This window comes from Blastocatellia bacterium (genome assembly GCA_035275065.1).
GTDB lineage: Bacteria > Acidobacteriota > Blastocatellia > UBA7656 > UBA7656 > DATENM01.
Genome location: DATENM010000085.1, coordinates 96,516 through 116,113, shown reverse-complemented (window position 1 = coordinate 116,113; position 19,598 = coordinate 96,516). Strand labels below are relative to the sequence as shown.

The following is a 19,598-nucleotide window of genomic DNA, read 5'->3' as shown; positions in this document are numbered from 1 at the left end:
GCGCATGAGCGTGCGGCGCCGGCGCGTGGCCGGAGTCGTCGTGCTGGCGCTCGTCGTCGCCGCCGGCGTTGCGCTGTGGCGCTTCGTGCTCGCGCGGCCGGCCGTGCCGCCGGGCGTCCTCGTGGTGAGCGGCCGCATCGAGGGCGACGACTCCGCGGTGGCCGCGAAGACGTCGGGCCGGATCCGCGAGATCGCCGTGCGCGAGGGCGATCGTGTCACCGCCGGTCAGGTCATCGCCGTCCTCGACGACGAGCAGATCCGCGCCCGCGAGCAGCAGGCGATGGCCGCGGTGCGCCAGGCCGAGGCGCGGGTGCGGCTGGCGCAGCACCAGATCGACGTGCTGAACGAGCAGCTGCGACAGAGTCGCATCGGCGTCGATCAGTCGCGCGCCGATGCCGAGGGGCGCGTGAACGAGGCGGAAGGGCGCCTGGCCGCCGCCGAGGCGCAGCTCGCGCAGGCGGAGGCGTCGTACGCGCAGGCCAAGTGGGATCGCGAGGCGGCAACGCGGCTGTTCCAGCGCGAGCTGGTGGCCGAGCAGGAGGCGCGCCGCGCGCAGAACGCCGAGGAGGCGCAGGCCGCGGTCGTGGCCGCGCAGCGCCGCCAGGTGGAAGCGGCGCGGGGCGGGCTCACGGCAGCCAGGGCGATGCTGTCCAATCCGGCCATCCGCTCCTCGCAGGTCGCCGCCGTGCAGGGCCAGATCCTCCAGGCGCAGGCCGACATCGCGGCGGCGCAGGCCGAGGCCGAGCGTGCGCGCGCGCAGCTCGAGGAGGCGCGCGCCAACCGCAAGGACCTCCAGATCATCGCGCCCTTCGACGGCACCGTCGCCACGCGCACCGCGGAGCCCGGGGAGGTGGTCATGGCGGGCACGCCCGTCATCACGCTCGTGAACCTCGGCCAGGTGTACCTGCGCGCGTTCGTCCCCGAGGGCCAGATCGGACGCGTGCGCATCGGCCAGCCGGCGCGCGTCTACCTGGACTCCGCGCCGGCGACGCCGATCGATGCCCATGTCATGCGCATCGACCCGCAAGCCTCGTTCACGCCGGAGAACACCTACTTCCGCGAAGACCGCGTCAAGCAGGTCGTCGGCGTGAAGCTGCAGCTGCGCGGCGCCGTCGGCTTCGCGAAGCCGGGCATGCCGGCCGACGGCGAGATCCTCGTCGACGGCGAGCAGTGGCCCGCGCGTCAGGCGCGCCGGTGAGCGAGGCCGGCGTCGCCATCCGCACGCGTGCGCTGACCAAGCGCTACGGCGCGGTGGAGGCCGTGCGCGGCATCGACCTCGACGTCCGGACGGGCGAGATCTTCGGCCTCATCGGACCCGACGGCGCCGGCAAGACGTCGACCTTCCAGATCCTCGGCGGCGTGATGGAGGCGACGTCCGGCGACGCCGAGCTGCTCGGCGCGCCCGCGCGTCAGGCGCGCTCGTACGTCGGCTACCTCACGCAGACGTTCACCCTCTACCAGGACCTCAGCGTCGCCGAGAACCTCCGCTACGTCGGCGACCTGCGACGCGTGCCGGTGGCCGACATCGAGGCGCGCGGCCTGCGCTACCTGGCCATGTTCGGGATGGAGCGCTTTCTCGACCGTCTCGCGGGGCGACTCAGCGGAGGCATGAAGCAGAAGCTCGCGCTCGCGTGCGCGCTGGTGGCCGAGCCGCGGATCCTCCTGCTCGACGAGCCCACCACCGGCGTCGACCCGGTGTCGCGACGGGAGTTCTGGGATGCGCTCGCCCAGCTGTCGAGCCACGGCATGACGATCCTGCTCGCGACGCCGTACCTCGACGAGGCGGAGCGCTGTCATCGGGTGGCGCTGATGCACGACGGACGCCTGCACCGGACGGGCACGCCGGCCGAGCTGCGCCGCGGTCTCGGGCTCGAGCGCCTCGAGGTGCACGCGCGCGATCTACGGCGCGCGGAGACGACGCTCGGCGGCCATGACGGGATCGCCGACGTGCAGCGCTTCGGCGACCGCCTCGACGTGCTCGTGCGCGAGGCCAGCGCCGGCGAGCGCGTCGTCCGCGAGGCGCTCGACGGTGACGTGACCAGCGTGCGCGCGGCGCCGCCGACGCTCGAGAACACGTTCGTCGCCATGCTGCGCGGGCTGCAGGGCGAGACGCGCGTGCCGCCGTTTCCCGACCGCCGCGAGCCCGTGCGCGACGGCGACACGGTGGCCATCGGCGCCCGCGGGCTGCGCAAGCGGTTCGGCGCGTTCGAGGCGGTGAAGGGCATCGACCTCGAGGTTCGCTATGGCGAGGTGTACGGGCTGCTCGGCGCGAACGGCGCGGGCAAGACGACGACCATCAAGATGCTCGCCACCTTGATGCTGCCCTCGGAAGGGCGGCTGACCGTCGGCGGCTTTGACGTCGTCACCCAGCCTTATGACGTGCGGCGCATTATTGGTTATATGCCCGACAGCTTCGGCGTCTACGAAGACCTGCTGGCGTGGGAATATCTCGACTACTTCGCGGCGCTCTATCACCTGAACCCGGCGCAGCGTAAGCGGGCGATTGACGACGTGCTAGAGCTGACCGACCTCACCATCAAGCGCAACGCACAGGTGATGAGCCTGTCGCGCGGCATGAAACAGCGGCTCTGTTTAGCCAAGACCTTGCTGCATGACCCGGCGGTGTTGTTGCTCGACGAGCCGGCGTCGGGACTCGATCCGCACGCGCGCATCGAAATCCGCGAGCTGATTCGCGAGCTATGCCGCATGGGGAAGACCGTGCTCGTCAGCTCGCACATCCTCACAGAGCTTGCGGACTTTTGCACTTCGATTGGCATCATCGAAGCCGGTCAGGTGCTGGCCGCCGGGCGCATCGAAGACATCACGGCCAAGCTCGCCGGCAATGTCATGATCGAAATTACTGTGAAAGGCGACGCCGCAATCGCGCTCGACGTGCTGGCCGAACGGCCCGAGGTCACGCGCACGACCTGCGACGGGCGCACCATTCATGCCGAATATACCGGCCAGCCCGATGAGGTGGACGAGCTGCTCGAATACTTGATTAATCGCGGCGTTCGCGTCCTCGGCTTCAGACGCACCGAAGCCGACCTCGAAGACATCTTCCTGAAAGTGACGCGCGGCGTCGTCGCATAAGGCAAAAGTAAAAAGTAAAAAGGCAAAAGTGAGGAAGAGAATGGAATAGATAAAACGACCCTATCTATCATTCTGGCTCCGCACTTTTTACTTTTACCTTTTTACTTTTTACTTCTGAAAGACTATGGACATGTACAATCCGATTTTGATTAAAGAGATGCGCACGCGGATGCGCGGCAAGCGCGCCTTCCTGGTGCTGACCGGCTACGTCGTGACGTTGAGCTTGATTCTCGGCCTGATCTTCCTGGTGCTCACGAAGAATGCGCCGGCGGCGGTGGTCAATCAATCGGGCCGCGTGCTAACGCCGGTGCTGATCTATGTGCAGATGAGCTTGATCTGTTTGATCGCGCCAACGTTTTCGGCAAGCGCCATCTCATCGGAGCGCGAGCAGCAAACCTTTGACCTGCTCATCGCTTCGCTGGCACGCCCGACGACCATCGTCTTCGGCAAAGTCGGCGCGGCGCTCTCTTACTTGCTGCTGACGTTGTTCGGCTCGCTGCCGCTGATCGCGCTGACTTATTCATTCGGCGGCGTTGACCTGGGCGATGTGGCGAAGGCGTATCTGGTGATGTTGATGTCAGGCGTGACCTTCTGCTCGCTCAGTTTCCTGTGGTCAACCTTGATTCGTCGCGGCGTGCTGGCGCAGTTGACCAGCTTGATTACCGTGATCTTCCTGGTCGCGGCGATGCCGGCGCTGGCGTTGTTCTTTTCGGCGTTGGCAGGCAGCTTTAACGGCGGGCCGTCGGTGACCTTTTTGAATATGGTTGACCTGTTGATGCGGACCAATCCGTATGCGGCCATCAGTTATTTGCTGTTGAGCCCGCCTGCGGTGGGCACGTGGCTGGTCGGCATTCCGGTCTGGGTGTGCCAGGTGCTATTCTATATGTTGCTGACCGCACTGAGCCTGTTCTTGAGCTACCGGCGTTTGAAGAATGCTAGGAACTGGATATGAACGAAGCAGCAACGAAATTGCAGCATTTTGAGCGCGCGGTGATGTGGCGCAGGCGATGGCTGGCCTTGCAAGATCACCTGGCGCTGGCGCTCTTGGCGAGCGGCTTGATTGCCGCCGCGCTCGTCGTGCTGTCGCGGTTGCAAATCGCGCGGCTGCACTGGTCTGTAGAAATTCTCGCGGCCGTTGCGGTGACGGGCCTGCTTGCATGGCGCTGGCATCAAAAGCGCGCCACCGGCAAAGAGGCGGCCTTCTTAATCGATAAGGCGTTCGCGCTCGAAGACCGCGTGACAACGGCTCACGAGATTCTTGCGCGTGGCGAGGTCCGGCGCGATGTCGAGCAAGCCTTGATGGATGACGCGGCATCGCGTCTTGACGATAAGCGCGCCGCCGCCGTTGTGCCTTACCGATTGCGCGCATGGCATGTGGTCGCGCTTGCCGGCATCGCGGCGTTTGTTGTTGCGGTCGCCATGCCGACCAGACAGCTTCCCGGCGGTGAAGCGATTGTTGAAGCGCAGACCGACATCCAGAGCGCCGGCGAGCAGATGGAAGAGGTCGGCGAAGCGATTGCCAAACTTGCGCCCGCCGAGAGCGAAACCGCGAAGCTGGCTAAAGAGCAGGCCGCGCTTGGCCGCTCGTTTCGGATGTCGCCCGAATCGCGCGCTGAAGCCTTGCGGCAGTTGAGCGCCCTCGAAGAGCGGATTCGCAAACGCCATTCGGAGCTTGCCGCAACCCACGCCGACGAGATCGTCAGCGTCGCCGAGAAACGAATGCGCAACGCCATCGAACCGGCGCGCAAAGAAAAGAGCGGCCAGGACGAAGTGAACGATGCGGCTCAGGCCGGTGATGATTCAAACGTTCGGGATGAGAACCAGAACGCCGGCGCAAACGACACGGATAAGCAAAAGTCGGCGGCGAAGCGGCGAGCAACCAACGCCAAAGAACCGCCGAAGCCATCGTCAGCGATGGCCCAGACAAACGACGCAGCCCGTAAGGTGAGGGGTAAGCCCACTCCGCCGAACGCGAATCCGGCTGAACCGCAGACGACAGCGGCGAATCAACCGCCGCCGTCTGCAAGCAATCCATCAGACAATCAGCAGTCGCAGGGCAAGAACAACCCCGGCCAGCCGCAGGAGTCGCCGCAGAAACCGCCACAGAAGCCGGTTTCAGGGCAGCCGCCGGCAAACGCTACCGCCGAGGCGAATAAGCAAAGCGCCAATCCGCCGCAGGGCGGCAATCCGCAAAGCGGCAATCCGCCGTCCGCGCCAGAGGCGACGGCCAAAGCCGACGGCCAGCCAAACGGCCAGCCGAGCCCGCAAGGCGAGCAGCCGAAGCCGGAAGCAAAGCCGGAAGCCAATCAAGAGAGCAACAACCCGCTGGCCAACCTCGCCGCCGAGCAAGCCGGCAAGATGCTGCCGCAGCTTTCGCAGGAGTTGTTGAAGAAGGCCGCCGAGCTGCGCGACGGCAAGCTGTCGCCCGATGACATCAAGCGCCTGCAACAGTCTGCCGAGTTTCTGGCGCGCGACCTGTCAAAGATCGCCCAGTCGAAAGAGATGCAGCAGTTGGCCGAACAGCTCGCCAAGCAGATCACCCCCGAACAGATCGAGCAGTTCGCCCGCGCCCTCGGCAACCAGGAAGAGTTGAAGCGCGAGCTGCAAGCCTCCGCGCGATTGATGATGGAGAATCAGCAGGCGAAATCAACGGTCGCGGGCATGGCGCAAAGCTTCGCAAAGTGGGGCGAGCAGTTCGACCGCCGCGACCGCAATGGCAGTGGTAATCGCCAGCCGAATGACGGCAAGCCCGAACAATCGCAAGGCAACAACCGCGGCGGGCGCGGCGTGATGGATGCGAAAGACGAGCAGGCCGGGCGCGACATTATGCGCGCTGCCGGCGGGCTGACGGCAAAGGCCGACGGGCCGCGCCAGCCGACCGGCCAGGGCCGCGATGCGCGTTTGAGCGGCAACCCGCAACGCGGCACGGGCGGCGAATTTCTCTACTTGAAATCGCCAGCCGGTCCTGGCGCGTCACGCGCCCCTTACACCTCGGCTTATCCGCAGTATCGCCGCGAGGCCGAGCGCGCGGTCGAGCGCAGCCAGGTGCCGCCACGCCTGCGCTCGGTGGTGAAGAGCTACTTCGACGCCATCAATCCCGACGCCGCAAAGAAGCAATAAAAGATTCATCACAAGAGAATCGGAGGGGTACATGGATCAACGCGAGAAAGACCGGCTGCTGTGGAATCTGCGGTCGCTGCCCAACGAGCTTGAAGACCTGCTGAAAGACCTGGATGAAGAGACGCTGCGCTGGCGACCGATCCCGAACAAGTGGTCAATCAAGGAGATCATGTGCCACCTGCGCGATATGGAGCGCGAGGCTTACCTGGCGCGCTATCAGCGCATCGTCGGCGAAGAGCAGCCGTGGATGCCGAACATCGATCAGGACCGACTGGCCTACGAGCGCGATTACATCAATCAGGACGCGCGGCAGGCGCTCGATGAATTCCGCCAACGGCGCACAGAGACCGTCAACCTGCTCGACAGCGTGCCGCCCGACGCATGGTCGCGCAGCGGCGTCCACGAAGTAGACGGCCCCCTCAGCATCGAACAACTGGCGGTGCGGCAGATCAAAGGCAACGACATGAACCACCTCGTGCAGATGAAGGACATCGTGCGCCTGAAAATGCCCTGGTGAGAAGAAGTCAGGAGTCAGGAGCCAGAATGGAAGAGGAAGTCGGCGGCAGCGAGTACGCTTGTCCGCCGCCTCTATTCAATCTTTTAGACTCCCCTTCCGTTTCCATCCTGACTCCTGACTCCTGACTCCTGACTTCCTAGAGATTATGGATTCATCACAGACGCTCGGTGACATTAAGAAGAAGGTCGAAGGCTACGTCGGCAAGTTCAACGCGCTGAAGGCAGAGATCGCCCGCGTCATCGTCGGCCAGCAAGAGATCGTCGAAGGCGCGCTGCTGGCGCTGATGGCCGGCGGCCACGTCTTGCTGGAAGGCGTGCCGGGGCTGGGCAAGACTCTGCTCGTGCGCACGATTGCCGAAACGATGGGGCTGCACTTTGCGCGCGTGCAGTTCACGCCCGACCTGATGCCCGCCGACATCGTCGGCACCAATCTGGTCATCGAAGGCGAAGCCGGCGAGAAGATGTTTCAGTTTCAGCCCGGCCCGGTCTTCACCAACCTGCTGCTCGCAGACGAGATCAACCGCGCCACACCGAAGACGCAATCCGCGCTGCTTGAAGCCATGCAGGAACGGCAGGTGACGGTTGGCGGTCAGACCTACCCGTTGGAATCGATCTTCTTCGTGCTGGCGACGCAGAACCCGCTTGAGATGGAAGGCACCTACCCGCTGCCCGAAGCGCAACTGGATCGCTTCGTTTACAAGCTGCTCATGGACTACCCGTCACGCGGGGATTTGATTGAAGTGCTGCGCCGCACGACGGTTGAAGACGTGCCGCACGCCCAGGAAGTCATCACCCCCGAAGAGCTGATCGAGATGCGGCGGCTGGTGCGCGAAGTCATCATCGCGCCGCACGTCGAAGAGATGGCGGCGGACATTCTGCTGGCGACGCATCCGACCAGCGACAGCGCGACCGACATCGTACGCCGCTACGTTCGTTATGGCGCCAGCCCGCGCGGCGCGCAGGCGATGGTCTTGACGGCAAAAGCGCGCGCCTTGCTGGCGGGCCGTTATAACGTTTCGACCGGCGACGTGATCGCCGTCGCCCGCCCGTCGCTCAGGCACCGCATCATTCGCAACTTTGAAGGCGAAGCCGATGGCATCAGCACCGACGCGATACTTGACGAGGTGCTGAACGAGGTTGCCGCCACACGCACGGCGACGCGGCCGCGCGAGGCCGAGCCGTCGCGCGCCTGAACGCAATCCCTCAGTGCCCAGACCGAAAGTAAGGAGACAACATGCAAAACCGATTTGCAGCCTTCCTGCTGATCCTTACGCTGTGCCCGGCGATTGTTTCAAAAGCCCATGCTCAAGCAGTCCAGCCGGCGCAATCGGCTGACATCTCTGGCCTCTGGGTGGTGACAGCAATCGTGATGGGCGAGCCGCGAGTTGGTCGCTTCACCTTTAAGGTGGATGGCGAAAAGCTGACCGGCACAGGGCTTAACGACTTATCGATTGTTGGGAAGCTGAACGAATCTAAACTGGAGTTTGGATTGTGGACGCCATCGGGGACGCCACGCGCTACGCTGAAGGGGACGCTCGAAAACGGCAAGATGAGCGGCACGGTCGTCTTCAACGGCCAGCCGGGCACATGGACGGCGCAGCGTCCGGCTGCTCGTCCAGCCGATGCGCCGCGCTCTCACACCTTCGAGCCGAAGCAGTTCCACCGCCTCTTCTCCGGCAACATCGAGCCGGTCTTAAAAATCTTTCCCGGCGACACCGTTCACACCTGGAGCGTTGATGCCGGAGGCACCGATCATCAATCCGTCCGCCGCTCGCTGGGAGGCAACCCACAGACCGGGCCTTTTTATGTCGAAGGCGCATTGCCGGGCGACACGCTCGTCGTGCATCTCAAGCGGGTTCGTTTGAACAGGGATTATGCAATCAGCAGCTCGTCTATCGTCGGCAGTGCGCTTGATCCGTACTACCTCGCAGACATTAAAGAGGTGCCCAACTTCGACAGCAAGTGGAAGCTGGATCGCGAGCGCGGCGTGGCGACGCTGGCCAACCCGTCCGAGAAGCTGAAGAATTTCTCGATCCCGCTGCGGCCCATGCTCGGCTGCGTCGGCGTCGCGCCGCCGCGCAATCAGGCTTTTGCGACCGGCGACCTGGGGCCTTACGGTGGTAATCTGGATTACAACGAAGTCCGCGAAGGCACGACGCTCTACCTGACGGTCTTTCAGACTGGCGCGCTGCTGTTTATGGGCGATGCTCACGCCGCGCAGGGCGACGGCGAGTTGACCGGCAACGCGCTTGAAACCTCGATGGAGATTGAATTCGCGGTGGACGTGATCCAGGGCAAATCTGCGGGCGGGCCGCGCGCCGAAAATGACGAGTACTTGATGGCTTTCGGCATCGGTGGTTCATTGCAAGAAGCGCTACAGCACGCCACGACCGGCCTGGCGCAATGGATCGAACGTGATTACAAGTTGAACTCCGCCGAAGTGGCGGTTGTCCTGGGAACTTCGATCCGCTACGACGTAGCCGAGCTGGTTGACCCACACATCAACGTTGTCGCTAAGATCAGGAAGAGCGCCCTGGCGCAGATCAACAAAGAGAGCAAATAAAGCCGCCGCGTAGTACAGCCGATGAACCAGGAAAAAGACAGCCTGCTCGACCCCGCCTTTCTGAGAAAGCTGGAACGCTTGCGCATCCAGGCTCGCCGCGCCTTCCCTGGCACTATGCGCGGCGAGCGGCGTTCGACCCGGCGCGGCGCGTCGGTCGAATTCGCGGACTTTCGCAAGTACGAAGCCGGCGACGACTTCCGCCATGTTGACTGGAACATCTATGCGCGACTGGAGCGGCTGATGCTGCGGCAGTTCATCGAAGAAGAGGACGTGCGCATAGACATCCTCATTGACCGTAGCCAGTCCATGCGCTTCGGCGAGCCGCGCTCGAAGCTCGACTTTGCGCGGCGCGCCGCCGCGGCCTTGACCTTTCTCGGTATCAGCAGCCTTGATCGTGTCGCGGTGGCGGCGTTCGATTCCATGCTGCGAGAACGGATGCGAGCCTTGCGCGGGCGCGGTCACTTGCTCAACGTGCTGCGTTTTCTCGATGGCCTGGCAAGCGGTGATGAAAACAATATGCCGGCAAGCGACGGGCAGACGAATGCGGCACAAGGCGGACCGGCGACAGACATTGCCGGCGCGGGCGGGCGGACGGATTTGAGCGCCGTGCTGCGCGGCTTCCAACGCATCAACGGGCGGGCGGGCATCGTCTTTGTGATCTCTGATTTTCTCGACGCCGGCGGCTTCCGCACAGAGATGAAGCTGCTGGCGCGGCGCGGCTTCGATCTGAACTTGATTCAAGTGCTCGCCGCTGACGAGCTATCGCCGGCCGTCGCCGGCGACCTGCTGTTCGTTGACAGCGAGACCGGCGAGACGCGCGAGATCACCGTCAACGAGCGGCTGGTCGGCGCGTACAAGGCGGCGCTCGGCGAATATACGCATGGTCTGGAATCGTTCTGCCGCTCGCAGGGCATCGGCTACACGCTGGTCAGCGCCGACGCGTCGTTTGAAGACTTGCTGTTGAAGAACCTGATCGAAGCGCGAATGGCCGAATAATCAGTGACAAGTGACAAGTGACGAGTGACAAGGAGGACAGCGCATGCTGAGGCATGCCCGGAGTCTAAGCGACAATGTCTTGTCACTTGTCACTCGTCACTTGTCACTTTACTGGCTTTCGCGGCGGCGCGGCACGCCGGCCTCTTCAAAAAACTGCGTCGTGTTTTCGGTGACGCTCGGCGGCGGCTCGGCGGCCTGCTCGAAGCCGGGCGGCGCGGTGTTCGGCGGTGCTTGCGGCGCGGTGTGGCGCTCGACAGCGGGCGCGGTGAGGCGATCCTCATCCCTCAGCTCGTCGGCAGGGATGGTGAAGCGTTCGCTGAGCGTTCGCATCGATTCGGCGAAGAAGGTGCCATAGATCACTTGCCCAAACCCCTTCAACAGGGGAATCAGCATGAACAGCCAGAAGATTCGCGCCAGGGTTTCGAGGCCATGAATCTGCGCGTCGGTAATGCGCGGGATTTCATGAATGACGCCGGAGTTGAGAACTTCCTGGCCGATCTTGAAAAAGGCGAACGACAAAGCGCCGCCGCTGAACAAACTGATCAGCCCTTCCTTGAGGTTGTGCTGCCGCGAATACTTCAACCACTGGCCGGGCTGCGGCAGGTTGCGGCGGCGCACTTCTTCGCGCGCTTGGCGGCGCAGCTCGCGCGTCGAATGCCGGCGCGCGCGGCTCTGCTCGATCTTTTCCCAGGGCTTGCCGGGGTGTACGGGCTGAAAGCCTTTCTTCCAGCTTTCAACGAAATCCGTGACGTTGCGCTTCATTTCTTCGGGGTCAAATTGCCAGGGGCCTGGCCCTTTGCCGCCGCCTTGGATGACGTTGATGATTAATTGCAGGTTGGTGCCACAGGCTTTGCAGAACCGCTGGCCTTCGACCGCTTCAGCGCCACATTTCGGACAGTACATTTCCGCCTCCAGTGTGTGGGATCTTATCACCCTGCATGCCTAGTATAAACCATCTTTCGGCGAAGAAAGTTTCGCCAAAACGCCAGGGCTGCGGCGGCGGCCTCAATTCTCGGGCGCGAAATCAACGACGAAAACGTCTTCAAAAACGCCGAGCCGCCCCAGCAACTCGCCGAACTTCTTATGCTCGGGGTGCGGCAAGTAGGCGTCGCGCGCCGCGGCGTCTTTGAAAGTCAGCAGGTAGACATGCGTGAAGCCGAGATTCTTTTTCTCCGGGCTGTTGTTGACGCCATGCTCGAAAGCGAGGATGCCGGGAATCTTGTCTTTCAATTGCCGGAAAGCCTCGGTCACCTGCTTGATCTGCGCCTCGCTGCTGCCGGGCTTAAACTTGAAGACGACGATGTGGCGAACCCTCTCTTTTTTGTCGGCTGCAACACTCATAACCAACACGCTCCCCAATGACAGTGCGGCCAGCACGGTCAACGTAAGGACTCTTCTCATCAACCTTCCACCTTATTTTTTGAAGCTGCAAGCGGTCACGTCGTACAAAGTACCGCCTTTGCCCCTGGCGCGCAACGACGGCAATGGATTATCAAATCGGCGCGGCTGCGGTAGAATTGTAAGGGGATGACAGCGCAGAGCTTCCAACAAGGAGTACTCAATAACCGCCAATGTCAAAACACCGATTCATTGTCTCGCTGGTTCTGATTTCACTCTTCTTCAGCTCGTTAAGCCCGAGCCGTTCGATTGCCGCGGCGCAGGACAAAGTCACGCCTTTCAGCAAAGCGGAGTTGCTGACGCTGCTGCGCCAGAGCGGGCAGCGCCACATGTCGCAGGGCGAGATCATCGAGCAACTGGAGCAGCGCGGCATCGCCTTTGCCGTAGACGAGCCAACCATCAATGAGCTGAAGCAAGCCGGGGCGCGCACCTTTCTGCTTGAATCCGTCCGGCGGCTCGGCAAGAATGGCGGCCACCCCGAATCCTACCCGACCGGGGTGAGCGACGAGGCCGGCGCTGAACGAGTGCAAGCCGATGATTTCGCGCGCCTGCCTTTGCTCGAACAGACGCGCCATTATGTGCTGGAAAGCGCCAGGGAGTTGCCCAACTTCATCGTCAATCAAACCGTCAGCCGCTACCTGCGCACGCCGGAATACAAAGACTGGAAACTGGATGACACGATAGAGGTCGAGATCACTTATCAAGCCGACCGCGGCGAACAGTTCAAGCTGCTGCGCGTCAGCGGCAAGCCGACGACGCAAACTTATGAAGAGCTGGGCGGCTCGACTTCGACGGGCGAATTCGGCTCGATGCTGATGGCGGTTTTCGTGCCGCAGTCGAAGGCGCAGTTCAAAGAAGTGCGTCATGAGACGTACCGCGGGCGGCCTACGGTCTTGTACGACTTTACGGTCAAGAAGGCCGACTCGAACGCGATCATTCAAGACAAGGAGTCCGGCCAGAAAACCATCGCCGGTTATAGCGGCAGCCTGTGGATCGATACGGAGAGCAAACAGGTGCTGCGCGTCGAAGTGGCTTACGAAGGAATGCCGCCGCGCTTCCCGATCAATATGTCAGAGAACGCCGTCGAGTATGACTGGGTGACTATCGGCGAGCAGCGTTACATGCTGCCCACCCGCGCCGAGCTGTTGATGGGGCGCGACAGCATTCACGTTTATACGCGCAACGTCATCGAGTTCCGCAACTATCACAAGTTCGAGGGCAAGATGAAGGTGCTGGATCAGTAACGCCGAGGCCGGCAACAAGGGGTGATTTTCGTATGAGCGGTCAGAACCGGAAAGAGATACGGCCAGGGCTTACAGTCGAGGTCGTCTTGAAAGCCGATCAGCGCACCGGCAAGCGGACGCGCGGCGTCGTCAAAGACATCCTCACCAAATCGCCGCATCATCCGCACGGCATCAAAGTCCGCCTGGAGAGCGGCGAGGTCGGCAGAGTTCAGGAGATCGTCGAATAACGCCGTTGCCATGTAGCGCAATCTGTTAGATTGCGCGAGCCAATGCGCAATCTAACAGATTGCGCTACACCCGATTGAAAACCGCTCTCGTGAAACCACTGCCCACAGACTTTGAGCCGGAGACGGTCACGATCCCCGCGGGCGACTTCCTGATGGGCTGTGACGGGGGAGCCGACAACGAGCGCCCGGCACATCGCGTGTGGGTTGATGGTTTCGCTATCGCTCGCACAGCCGTCACCAATCGCCTCTATCGTTGCTTCACCGAAGAGGCGGCGCGTGTTGCACCGCCTGCCTTCTTCGACGAAAAGTTCAACCACCCGGATCAGCCGGTCACTAGCGTCAACTGGTTTGACGCGGCGGATTACTGCGCCTGGCTCGCCGAGCGCACGGGCAAGCCGTACCGCCTGCCGACAGAGGCCGAGTGGGAGCGTGCCGCGCGTGGCGGCTTAGAGGGCAAGCTCTACACCTGGGGCGACGAGCCGCCGCAAAGTCAGTCGCATTACTTTACCTCGTGGCTCGACGGCCCGGAGCGCGTCGGGCGGCGCCGCCCGAACGGGTTCGGCCTCTTTGACGTCTCAGAGAACGTGCACGAGTGGTGCGCCGATTGGTATGACTCGCAGTACTATCGTGCGGCGGCGGCGCGCAATCCGCAAGGGCCGGCGTCGGGAACGCGCAAGGCGTCACGCGGCGGCTCGTGGCGTCACCAGATCAAGATTACCCGCGTCGCTGCGCGCAGCAGCATCCCTCCCGATTTTCGATACAGCGATTATGGTTTCCGCTGTGCCCTGAGTCTGTAGCAGGCGCTGCCTCGCCACGCATGGCGCGAAGGTTGCTTGTCAAGTAATCTATCCTTAGAGGTGTTCGGTAGCGATGCGAGAGCCAGGAGTGAAAAGGTTGACGATTCATTTGCTCGTCGCTACCTGTCTGCTGGCGGCCTTGATCGCCAGCGGCTGTCGCAAGGCACCGCGCTCGTTACAACCGCCGCCGCCCACGGTCGAAGCGCCGCTCGTTGATCCCTGGAAAGCCGCCGCTCACAAGGTCGAAGAAGATCGCGGCGAGCCGACGGGCCGCAAGGCGACGATCAACACGCCAGCCGAGTTGCAGCATTACAGCGACCGGCGGCGCTTTCTCGCCATTCAGGTCGCCGAAACCCACGAGCAACGCCTGGAGATGCCGCAAGATTATGCGGACCTCGCCCGGCTCATTCGCAAAGGCGAGCTGGTCGAGATGCCGCCGCTTGGCGACGATTACATTCTTTATGGCGTCGGCGGTAACGCCAGCGATGATGGCTTCATGCATTACGACCCCGCGACGGGTCAAAACATTCCGCTGTTTGCCAGCGACGACGAATTCAAGCGCGAAGCCGCGCGGCTGGATGAGTCATTGAAAGAGCCGCAGGCGCGGCTGGCCGATTTACAGAACCAGTTGCAGCGCGCGGGAAAGCGTGACCGCGCCCGCCGCCAATCGTTGACCAACCAGATTGCCGAAATTCACCGCGCGACAGAGGAGAACACGGCGCGCAAGAAACTGCTTGACTCCTTCTATCTGAACCGCGACCGGCGGCGCGAGATGGCCGATGATTATCAAACGCTCGCCCAGCTTGCCGCGGACTTCAACGGCAAATCTTATAACCTGGACGACGCGGCATCGCGGCGCGCTTTCAAGGTGCGGCTGCTCAGTTATCTGCGCCCGCCGGCGCGTGACGTGCTGCTTGAGATCGCTCACGAGTACAAGACGACATTCAATCGCCCGCTGCCGATCACTTCGATGGTGCGCCCTGAGCAGTATCAACGGCGGCTCGGCGAGAAGAACCCGAACGCCACGCGCATCAGCACGCCGCCGCATGCGACGGGGCTGGCTTTTGATGTCTATAACTTTTTCATGACGGCTACGGAGCAAGACTACCTGATGGCGGTCATTGCCCGAATGAAGGATGCCGGTCGCGTCGAGGCTTTGCGCGAGAACCGCGACCACATCCATGTCTTCGCTTTTGCCGACGGCGCGCGGCCTGATGAAAAGCTCATCGCCAGCTCGTTGAGTGAAACCGGCAGCCAGCTGGCTGCCGCCAGCAAGGCGCGAAAAGCGACGCAGACCAAGCCCGCGCACGCGGCTCGCAATGGCGGCAAGACTCGCAATGGCGGCAAGCGCCACGCGGCGGCGGCGCCGTCGCGCAAGCACCGGCATTAGGGTGAATGGCTAAGGAGCGACTCGATAAACTGGTCGTTGAACGCGGCCTGGCCGAGAGCCGGACGCGGGCGCAGGCGTTGATTCTGGCCGGCCATGTGCTGGTCGCCGAGCAGCGCGCCGACAAGCCCGGCCAGATGATCGATGCGGCGCTTGAGATACGCCTCAAAGGCGAGCTGCCGCGCTACGTCGGCCGCGGCGGCTTGAAGCTCGAAGCGGCGCTGCGCGAGTTTCATATCGATCCGAGCGACCGCACCTGCATCGATGTCGGCGCTTCGACCGGCGGCTTCACCGATTGTTTGCTGCAACATGGCGCGGCGCGCGTGTGGGCGATTGATGTCGGCCACAACCAACTGGCGTGGAAGATGCGCCAGGATGCCCGCGTCGTCGTCATCGAAGGCCAGAACGCCCGCGACCTCGACCCTCTTCAGTTCCCTGCCCTCTTCGATCTGGCAACCATAGATGTATCGTTCATCTCGCTGGCGAAGATATTCCCGGCGCTCGCCGCGTGCCTTGCCGATGGCGCGGCGGTCATTGCGCTCGTCAAGCCGCAGTTTGAAGTCGGGCGCGGCGAAGTCGGGCGCGGCGGCATCGTCACCGACGCGCAGAAGCATCGGCGCGTGCTCTACGACATCGCTCGCGCCGCGGCATCAATGAGCCTGTTGCCGGTTGCCGTGATCGAATCGCCGATCCTCGGGGCTGAAGGCAATCGCGAGTTCTTGATGCATTTGCAAAAGACCGGCGTGGCGCAAGCCATGCAACCAACGGTTGAAGCGCAGATCATCGCGCTGACGCCCTGAATCTCTGCGGTTATCGCGACGAAGGCGCTGGCAGCCCTGCTTTACAAGGTGGGGCTTTCCGACTACTATTACTTGACCCTGCCGCCTGTCCATCTCAGACGCGAAATCGGCTCAACGCGGAGAGGGCAACCGAAATCATGTTCCATCAATTCATTCAGGAGAATTCATGAAGAAACGACCGCTTTCAAGTGTGCTGGGCATCATATTGCTCACCGCCGTTTGCGCGCCAGCTTCAATGTTGTTCGCGGCCCGTGCCGCTAATCCGAAAGCCAATACGAACCAGCCGGCCGGTGCGAGTCGGCCGGCCCAGGCCAGCGTTTACAAGTTCAAAGAAGCCGGCATTCAATTCACCGTTCCGGCTGGATGGGAAGCCAAAGCCGAAGAAGGCGCGGTCAAGGTCTCGCCCAAGAGTGGCGGCATGGCGCAGATTGCTTTCATCGCCCTACCGATCAGTAAGGATATGAGTGATGAAGATCGCGCCGACCTGTTTAATACGATTGTCGAAAAGAGCAAGCCTGCCGGCGCGAAGCTGGGCGATTATGTCGCCAATGAAACGATGGGCGGAATGCGCGTGTCGCTGCGCCCCTACGAAGGCAAGAACAATGGCCATGAGGTGCAAGGAATATATTTTCTGCTGAGCGCCGAAAAGATGGTCTCTATTGTCCTGGTCATCGACAAAGCCGCCGGCGAGGCTCTGAACACCGACGCGGAAAACATCATCAACAGCGTCAAGAAGATCGAATAAGCGCCGACAACGCCGCGGCTCACTTGAGTGGCAGCGGCTTGCGGATCAAGGGCAGCGCCTGCCGGCTGCCCTTTTATTTTATTGCCAGCCTGGGAGCGCGGGCATCTTGCCCGCAAGCTGCGCGCATGCGAAAGACCGGCGGGCGAGACGCCCGCGCTCCCAGGCCATCGCCAATCGAAAACTGCTCTAGTGCCGGCCAGAGAGTCGGCTATAATGAGACGCTGATTGAAACCTGCGGATGATTGCCCATGCGAGCCATCCTCACTTATCTGGTTGGAAGCGACAAAGGACGGCGCGAGCGCTTCGATAAAGAGCGCATCTCGATTGGTCGCGCGCCCGACAACGACCTGCGCTTTAGCGACGGCCAGCGGCGCGTGTCGTCGCACCACGCCGCTATTCTGAGACGCGGTGATGGCTTTCTGCTGCAAGACCTCGGCTCGACCAACGGCACCATGATCAACGGACGCCGGGTCATCACCAGCGAGCTGAATCACGACGACATGATTGAATTCGGCGCCGGCGGGCCGCTGCTGCGCTTCGGCGTCGAGCTTGACGAAAGCGAGCAGGCTGCCGCGGCTGCGGCAAGTGGGGACGCGACGCCGACGGTCAAGCGGCCCACGACCGACCGTTTATCGCCGCCCATGCCGCGCCCCAACGGCTGGCTGGTCACGGCCATCGTCGTCGCGATGTTGATGGGCGCAGGTGGCGGCGTGCTCTTATCGATGCGCCTGCCGGTGCGCTCGAACAACGAAGAGATGAGCTTTGCCGAAGTCGCCGAGCAGACCCGCCCGGCGGTCGTCTTCATCCGCGCAGAGTTCGAGCTGGTGGACGAGAACGGCGAAGTCAAGCAGACCGACGCCCGCACAGGCTCAGGCTTCGTCATTTCTGCGAGCGGCCTGATTGTCACCAACCGTCATCTGGTGCGCGACTGGGAATATAACAAACCGCCGCAAGAGTGGACGGGCCGATTGTCGCGGCTCGAAGTCATTCAGTCAGGCCAGCGGCGCGAAGACGCCATCCCGGCTGAAGTCTACCGCGTTGCCAAAGACGCCATCGAGCCCGACGTGGCCATCCTGCGCGTCAAGTCGCCGCAACTGCGCTTCGTGCGCGGCGTCGAACCCGACTTGAGCAAGGTCAGCCAGGGCGAAGATGTCGTCGTGATCGGCTATCCGTTCGGACTTGATCTGTTGAAGCAGACGCACGACGAGCAGGTCGAGCCGTCGCTTTCAACCGGCATCGTCAGCCGCATCGGCCAGGACTTCATTCAACTGAACCTGCGGGCTTATCATGGCAACAGCGGCGGGCCTGTGCTGAACCGCAGAGGCGAAGTCATCGGCATCCTGACGGCGAACGTCACCAGCACACAGGACATCGCGCTCGGAACCCCCATCAACGCCGCGCTCGAATTGATCCGCAACCCGGCAACCCTCAGCGCCCGCGAGGCGCTCAGCGAAAGGATTCAGCATGACCAGTGAAAAACAACCGGCCACAGAGCGCCGAACCTATGAGCCCTTCACCCCGCCGCGCCGCGTGCTGCTCGGCCCCGGCCCCAGCCCGGTCGAAGAGCGTATCTTGCAGGCGATGGCCGCGCCCTTGTTGGGCCACCTCGACCCCGTCTTCCTGCGCTGCATGGACGAGATTCAAGAACTGCTGCGCTTTGTCTTCGAGACCGCGAACCGCGTGACCATCCCCATCTCGGCGACCGGCAGCGCCGGCATGGAAGCGGCGCTCGTCAACCCTATCGAGCCGGGTGATGAAGTCGTCGTCTGTATCCACGGCGTCTTCGGCGAGCGCATGCTAGACATTGTCGGGCGCTGCGGCGGTCGCCCGACGGCGGTGCGCGCCGAGTGGGGCACAGCCATTGACCCGGAACAGGTTCGCGCGGCGCTCGCGTCGTGCAGTAAACCGAAGGCTGTCGCCATCGTTCACGCAGAGACTTCGACAGGCGTGCTGCAAGACTTAAAAGGGCTGAGCGGGATGGCGCACGATCACGGCGCGCTATTGATCGTTGACGCGGTGACCTCGCTCGGCGGCCATCCCGTAGGCGTTGACCGCAACGGCATTGACGTCTGTTATTCGGGGACGCAGAAATGTCTGGGAGCGCCGCCGGGACTTGCGCCGGTGACATTCTCGGAGCGCGCCCTTGAAGTCATTCGCAATCGCCGGGCGAAGGTGCAGAGCTGGTATCTTGACATCTCGATGGTCGAAAAATACTGGGGCGGCGAGCGCACGTATCATCACACGGCGCCGATCTCGATGAACTACGCGCTACGCGAAGCCCTGCAAATCGTCTACGAGGAAGGGCTGGAAGCGCGCTGGGCACGGCACGAGCGCAACCACCGCGCCCTGGTTGCCGGCGTCGAAGCAATGGGGCTTGCGATGAACGTCGCGCCGCCCGACCGGCTGTGGAGCTTGAACGCCGTGCGCGTCCCCGATGGCGTAGACGACGGGCGCGTTCGAGCCCGCTTGTTGAACGACGACAACATCGAAATCGGCGGCGGGCTCGGGCCGTTGAAAGGCAAGATATGGCGCATCGGCCTGATGGGCTCTGGCAGCGCACGCCAAAATGTGCGGCTGGTGCTGGACGCCTTGCAGCGGGCGCTTCAGGCCGAAGGCTTCGCTTGCGCCTCGGGTGCCGAGGCCGCCGAGCGCGTCTATGAATCCGGAGCCGCAAGCTAGAGTGAGGCTTGATCGGCTTGCTATACTTGAGAA

Annotated in this window: 18 protein-coding genes; 16 read left to right on the top strand and 2 right to left on the bottom strand. The window is 62.8% G+C overall.

The annotated features are described in order from the left end of the window. The 8 genes from VJ464_20050 to VJ464_20015 all read left to right on the top strand — a co-directional run. Positions 1–1,198 (top strand): HlyD family efflux transporter periplasmic adaptor subunit (locus VJ464_20050; GenBank protein HKQ07429.1); only part of this gene is annotated, 1,198 nt, incomplete at its 5' end. Further along, complete coding sequence (locus tag VJ464_20045; protein ID HKQ07428.1) at positions 1,195–3,093, top strand: ATP-binding cassette domain-containing protein; 1,899 nt, start codon at positions 1,195–1,197, stop codon at positions 3,091–3,093. The genes VJ464_20050 and VJ464_20045, both read left to right, overlap by 4 nt. A gap of 124 nt (positions 3,094–3,217) precedes the next feature. Then, positions 3,218–4,045, top strand: coding sequence for an ABC transporter permease subunit (locus tag VJ464_20040; GenBank protein HKQ07427.1), 828 nt, complete (start codon positions 3,218–3,220; stop codon positions 4,043–4,045). Next, a complete protein-coding gene (locus tag VJ464_20035) occupies positions 4,042–6,213 on the top strand; it encodes a hypothetical protein (protein HKQ07426.1) in 2,172 nt (723 codons plus the stop codon). Before VJ464_20040 ends, VJ464_20035 begins: the two co-directional genes overlap by 4 nt. Before the next feature lie 31 nt (positions 6,214–6,244). Beyond that, positions 6,245–6,730 carry a DinB family protein gene (locus VJ464_20030; GenBank protein HKQ07425.1) on the top strand — a complete coding sequence of 162 codons (486 nt, stop codon included), beginning with the start codon at positions 6,245–6,247 and terminating at the stop codon, positions 6,728–6,730. 145 nt (positions 6,731–6,875) lie between these two features. Next, positions 6,876–7,922 carry a MoxR family ATPase gene (locus VJ464_20025; GenBank protein ID HKQ07424.1) on the top strand — a complete coding sequence of 349 codons (1,047 nt, stop codon included), beginning with the start codon at positions 6,876–6,878 and terminating at the stop codon, positions 7,920–7,922. A gap of 41 nt (positions 7,923–7,963) precedes the next feature. After that, positions 7,964–9,292 (top strand): acetamidase/formamidase family protein, encoded by a 1,329-nt coding sequence (locus tag VJ464_20020; GenBank protein ID HKQ07423.1) that lies wholly within the window; start codon positions 7,964–7,966, stop codon positions 9,290–9,292. Positions 9,293–9,313: 21 nt separating this feature from the next. Further along, positions 9,314–10,288, top strand: a complete 975-nt coding sequence (locus VJ464_20015; GenBank protein ID HKQ07422.1) for a DUF58 domain-containing protein — start codon at positions 9,314–9,316, stop codon at positions 10,286–10,288. Positions 10,289–10,396: 108 nt separating this feature from the next. Here the strand turns inward: VJ464_20015 and VJ464_20010 are convergent, their stop codons facing one another. Both VJ464_20010 and VJ464_20005 read right to left on the bottom strand, forming a co-directional pair. Next, a complete protein-coding gene (locus VJ464_20010) occupies positions 10,397–11,191 on the bottom strand; it encodes a zinc ribbon domain-containing protein (protein HKQ07421.1) in 795 nt (264 codons plus the stop codon). Between the two features lie 102 nt (positions 11,192–11,293). Then, positions 11,294–11,689, bottom strand: coding sequence for a Dabb family protein (locus tag VJ464_20005; GenBank protein ID HKQ07420.1), 396 nt, complete (start codon positions 11,687–11,689; stop codon positions 11,294–11,296). A 170-nt stretch (positions 11,690–11,859) separates the two neighbouring features. Here VJ464_20005 and VJ464_20000 point away from each other — a divergent pair, with 170 nt between their 5' ends. The 8 genes from VJ464_20000 (at position 11,860) to VJ464_19965 (ending at position 19,565) form a co-directional block, all read left to right on the top strand. After that, positions 11,860–12,930 (top strand): hypothetical protein, encoded by a 1,071-nt coding sequence (locus VJ464_20000; GenBank protein ID HKQ07419.1) that lies wholly within the window; start codon positions 11,860–11,862, stop codon positions 12,928–12,930. 32 nt (positions 12,931–12,962) lie between these two features. Further along, entirely contained in the window at positions 12,963–13,157 is a 195-nt protein-coding gene (locus VJ464_19995; GenBank protein HKQ07418.1) for a YwbE family protein, read from the top strand. A gap of 89 nt (positions 13,158–13,246) precedes the next feature. Beyond that, positions 13,247–13,954 carry a formylglycine-generating enzyme family protein gene (locus VJ464_19990; protein ID HKQ07417.1) on the top strand — a complete coding sequence of 236 codons (708 nt, stop codon included), beginning with the start codon at positions 13,247–13,249 and terminating at the stop codon, positions 13,952–13,954. 97 nt (positions 13,955–14,051) lie between these two features. Then, entirely contained in the window at positions 14,052–15,344 is a 1,293-nt protein-coding gene (locus tag VJ464_19985; GenBank protein ID HKQ07416.1) for a DUF5715 family protein, read from the top strand. Between the two features lie 5 nt (positions 15,345–15,349). Beyond that, positions 15,350–16,141: a TlyA family RNA methyltransferase gene (locus tag VJ464_19980; GenBank protein HKQ07415.1), complete on the top strand. Its 792-nt coding sequence runs from the start codon at positions 15,350–15,352 to the stop codon at positions 16,139–16,141. 166 nt (positions 16,142–16,307) lie between these two features. Beyond that, positions 16,308–16,886 (top strand): hypothetical protein, encoded by a 579-nt coding sequence (locus VJ464_19975; GenBank protein ID HKQ07414.1) that lies wholly within the window; start codon positions 16,308–16,310, stop codon positions 16,884–16,886. Between the two features lie 248 nt (positions 16,887–17,134). Next, entirely contained in the window at positions 17,135–18,361 is a 1,227-nt protein-coding gene (locus VJ464_19970; protein ID HKQ07413.1) for a trypsin-like peptidase domain-containing protein, read from the top strand. Further along, the gene (locus VJ464_19965) at positions 18,351–19,565 is read left to right on the top strand and encodes an alanine--glyoxylate aminotransferase family protein (GenBank protein HKQ07412.1); all 1,215 of its coding nucleotides are present in this window, start codon (positions 18,351–18,353) and stop codon (positions 19,563–19,565) included. Before VJ464_19970 ends, VJ464_19965 begins: the two co-directional genes overlap by 11 nt. Positions 19,566–19,598 lie beyond the last annotated feature (33 nt).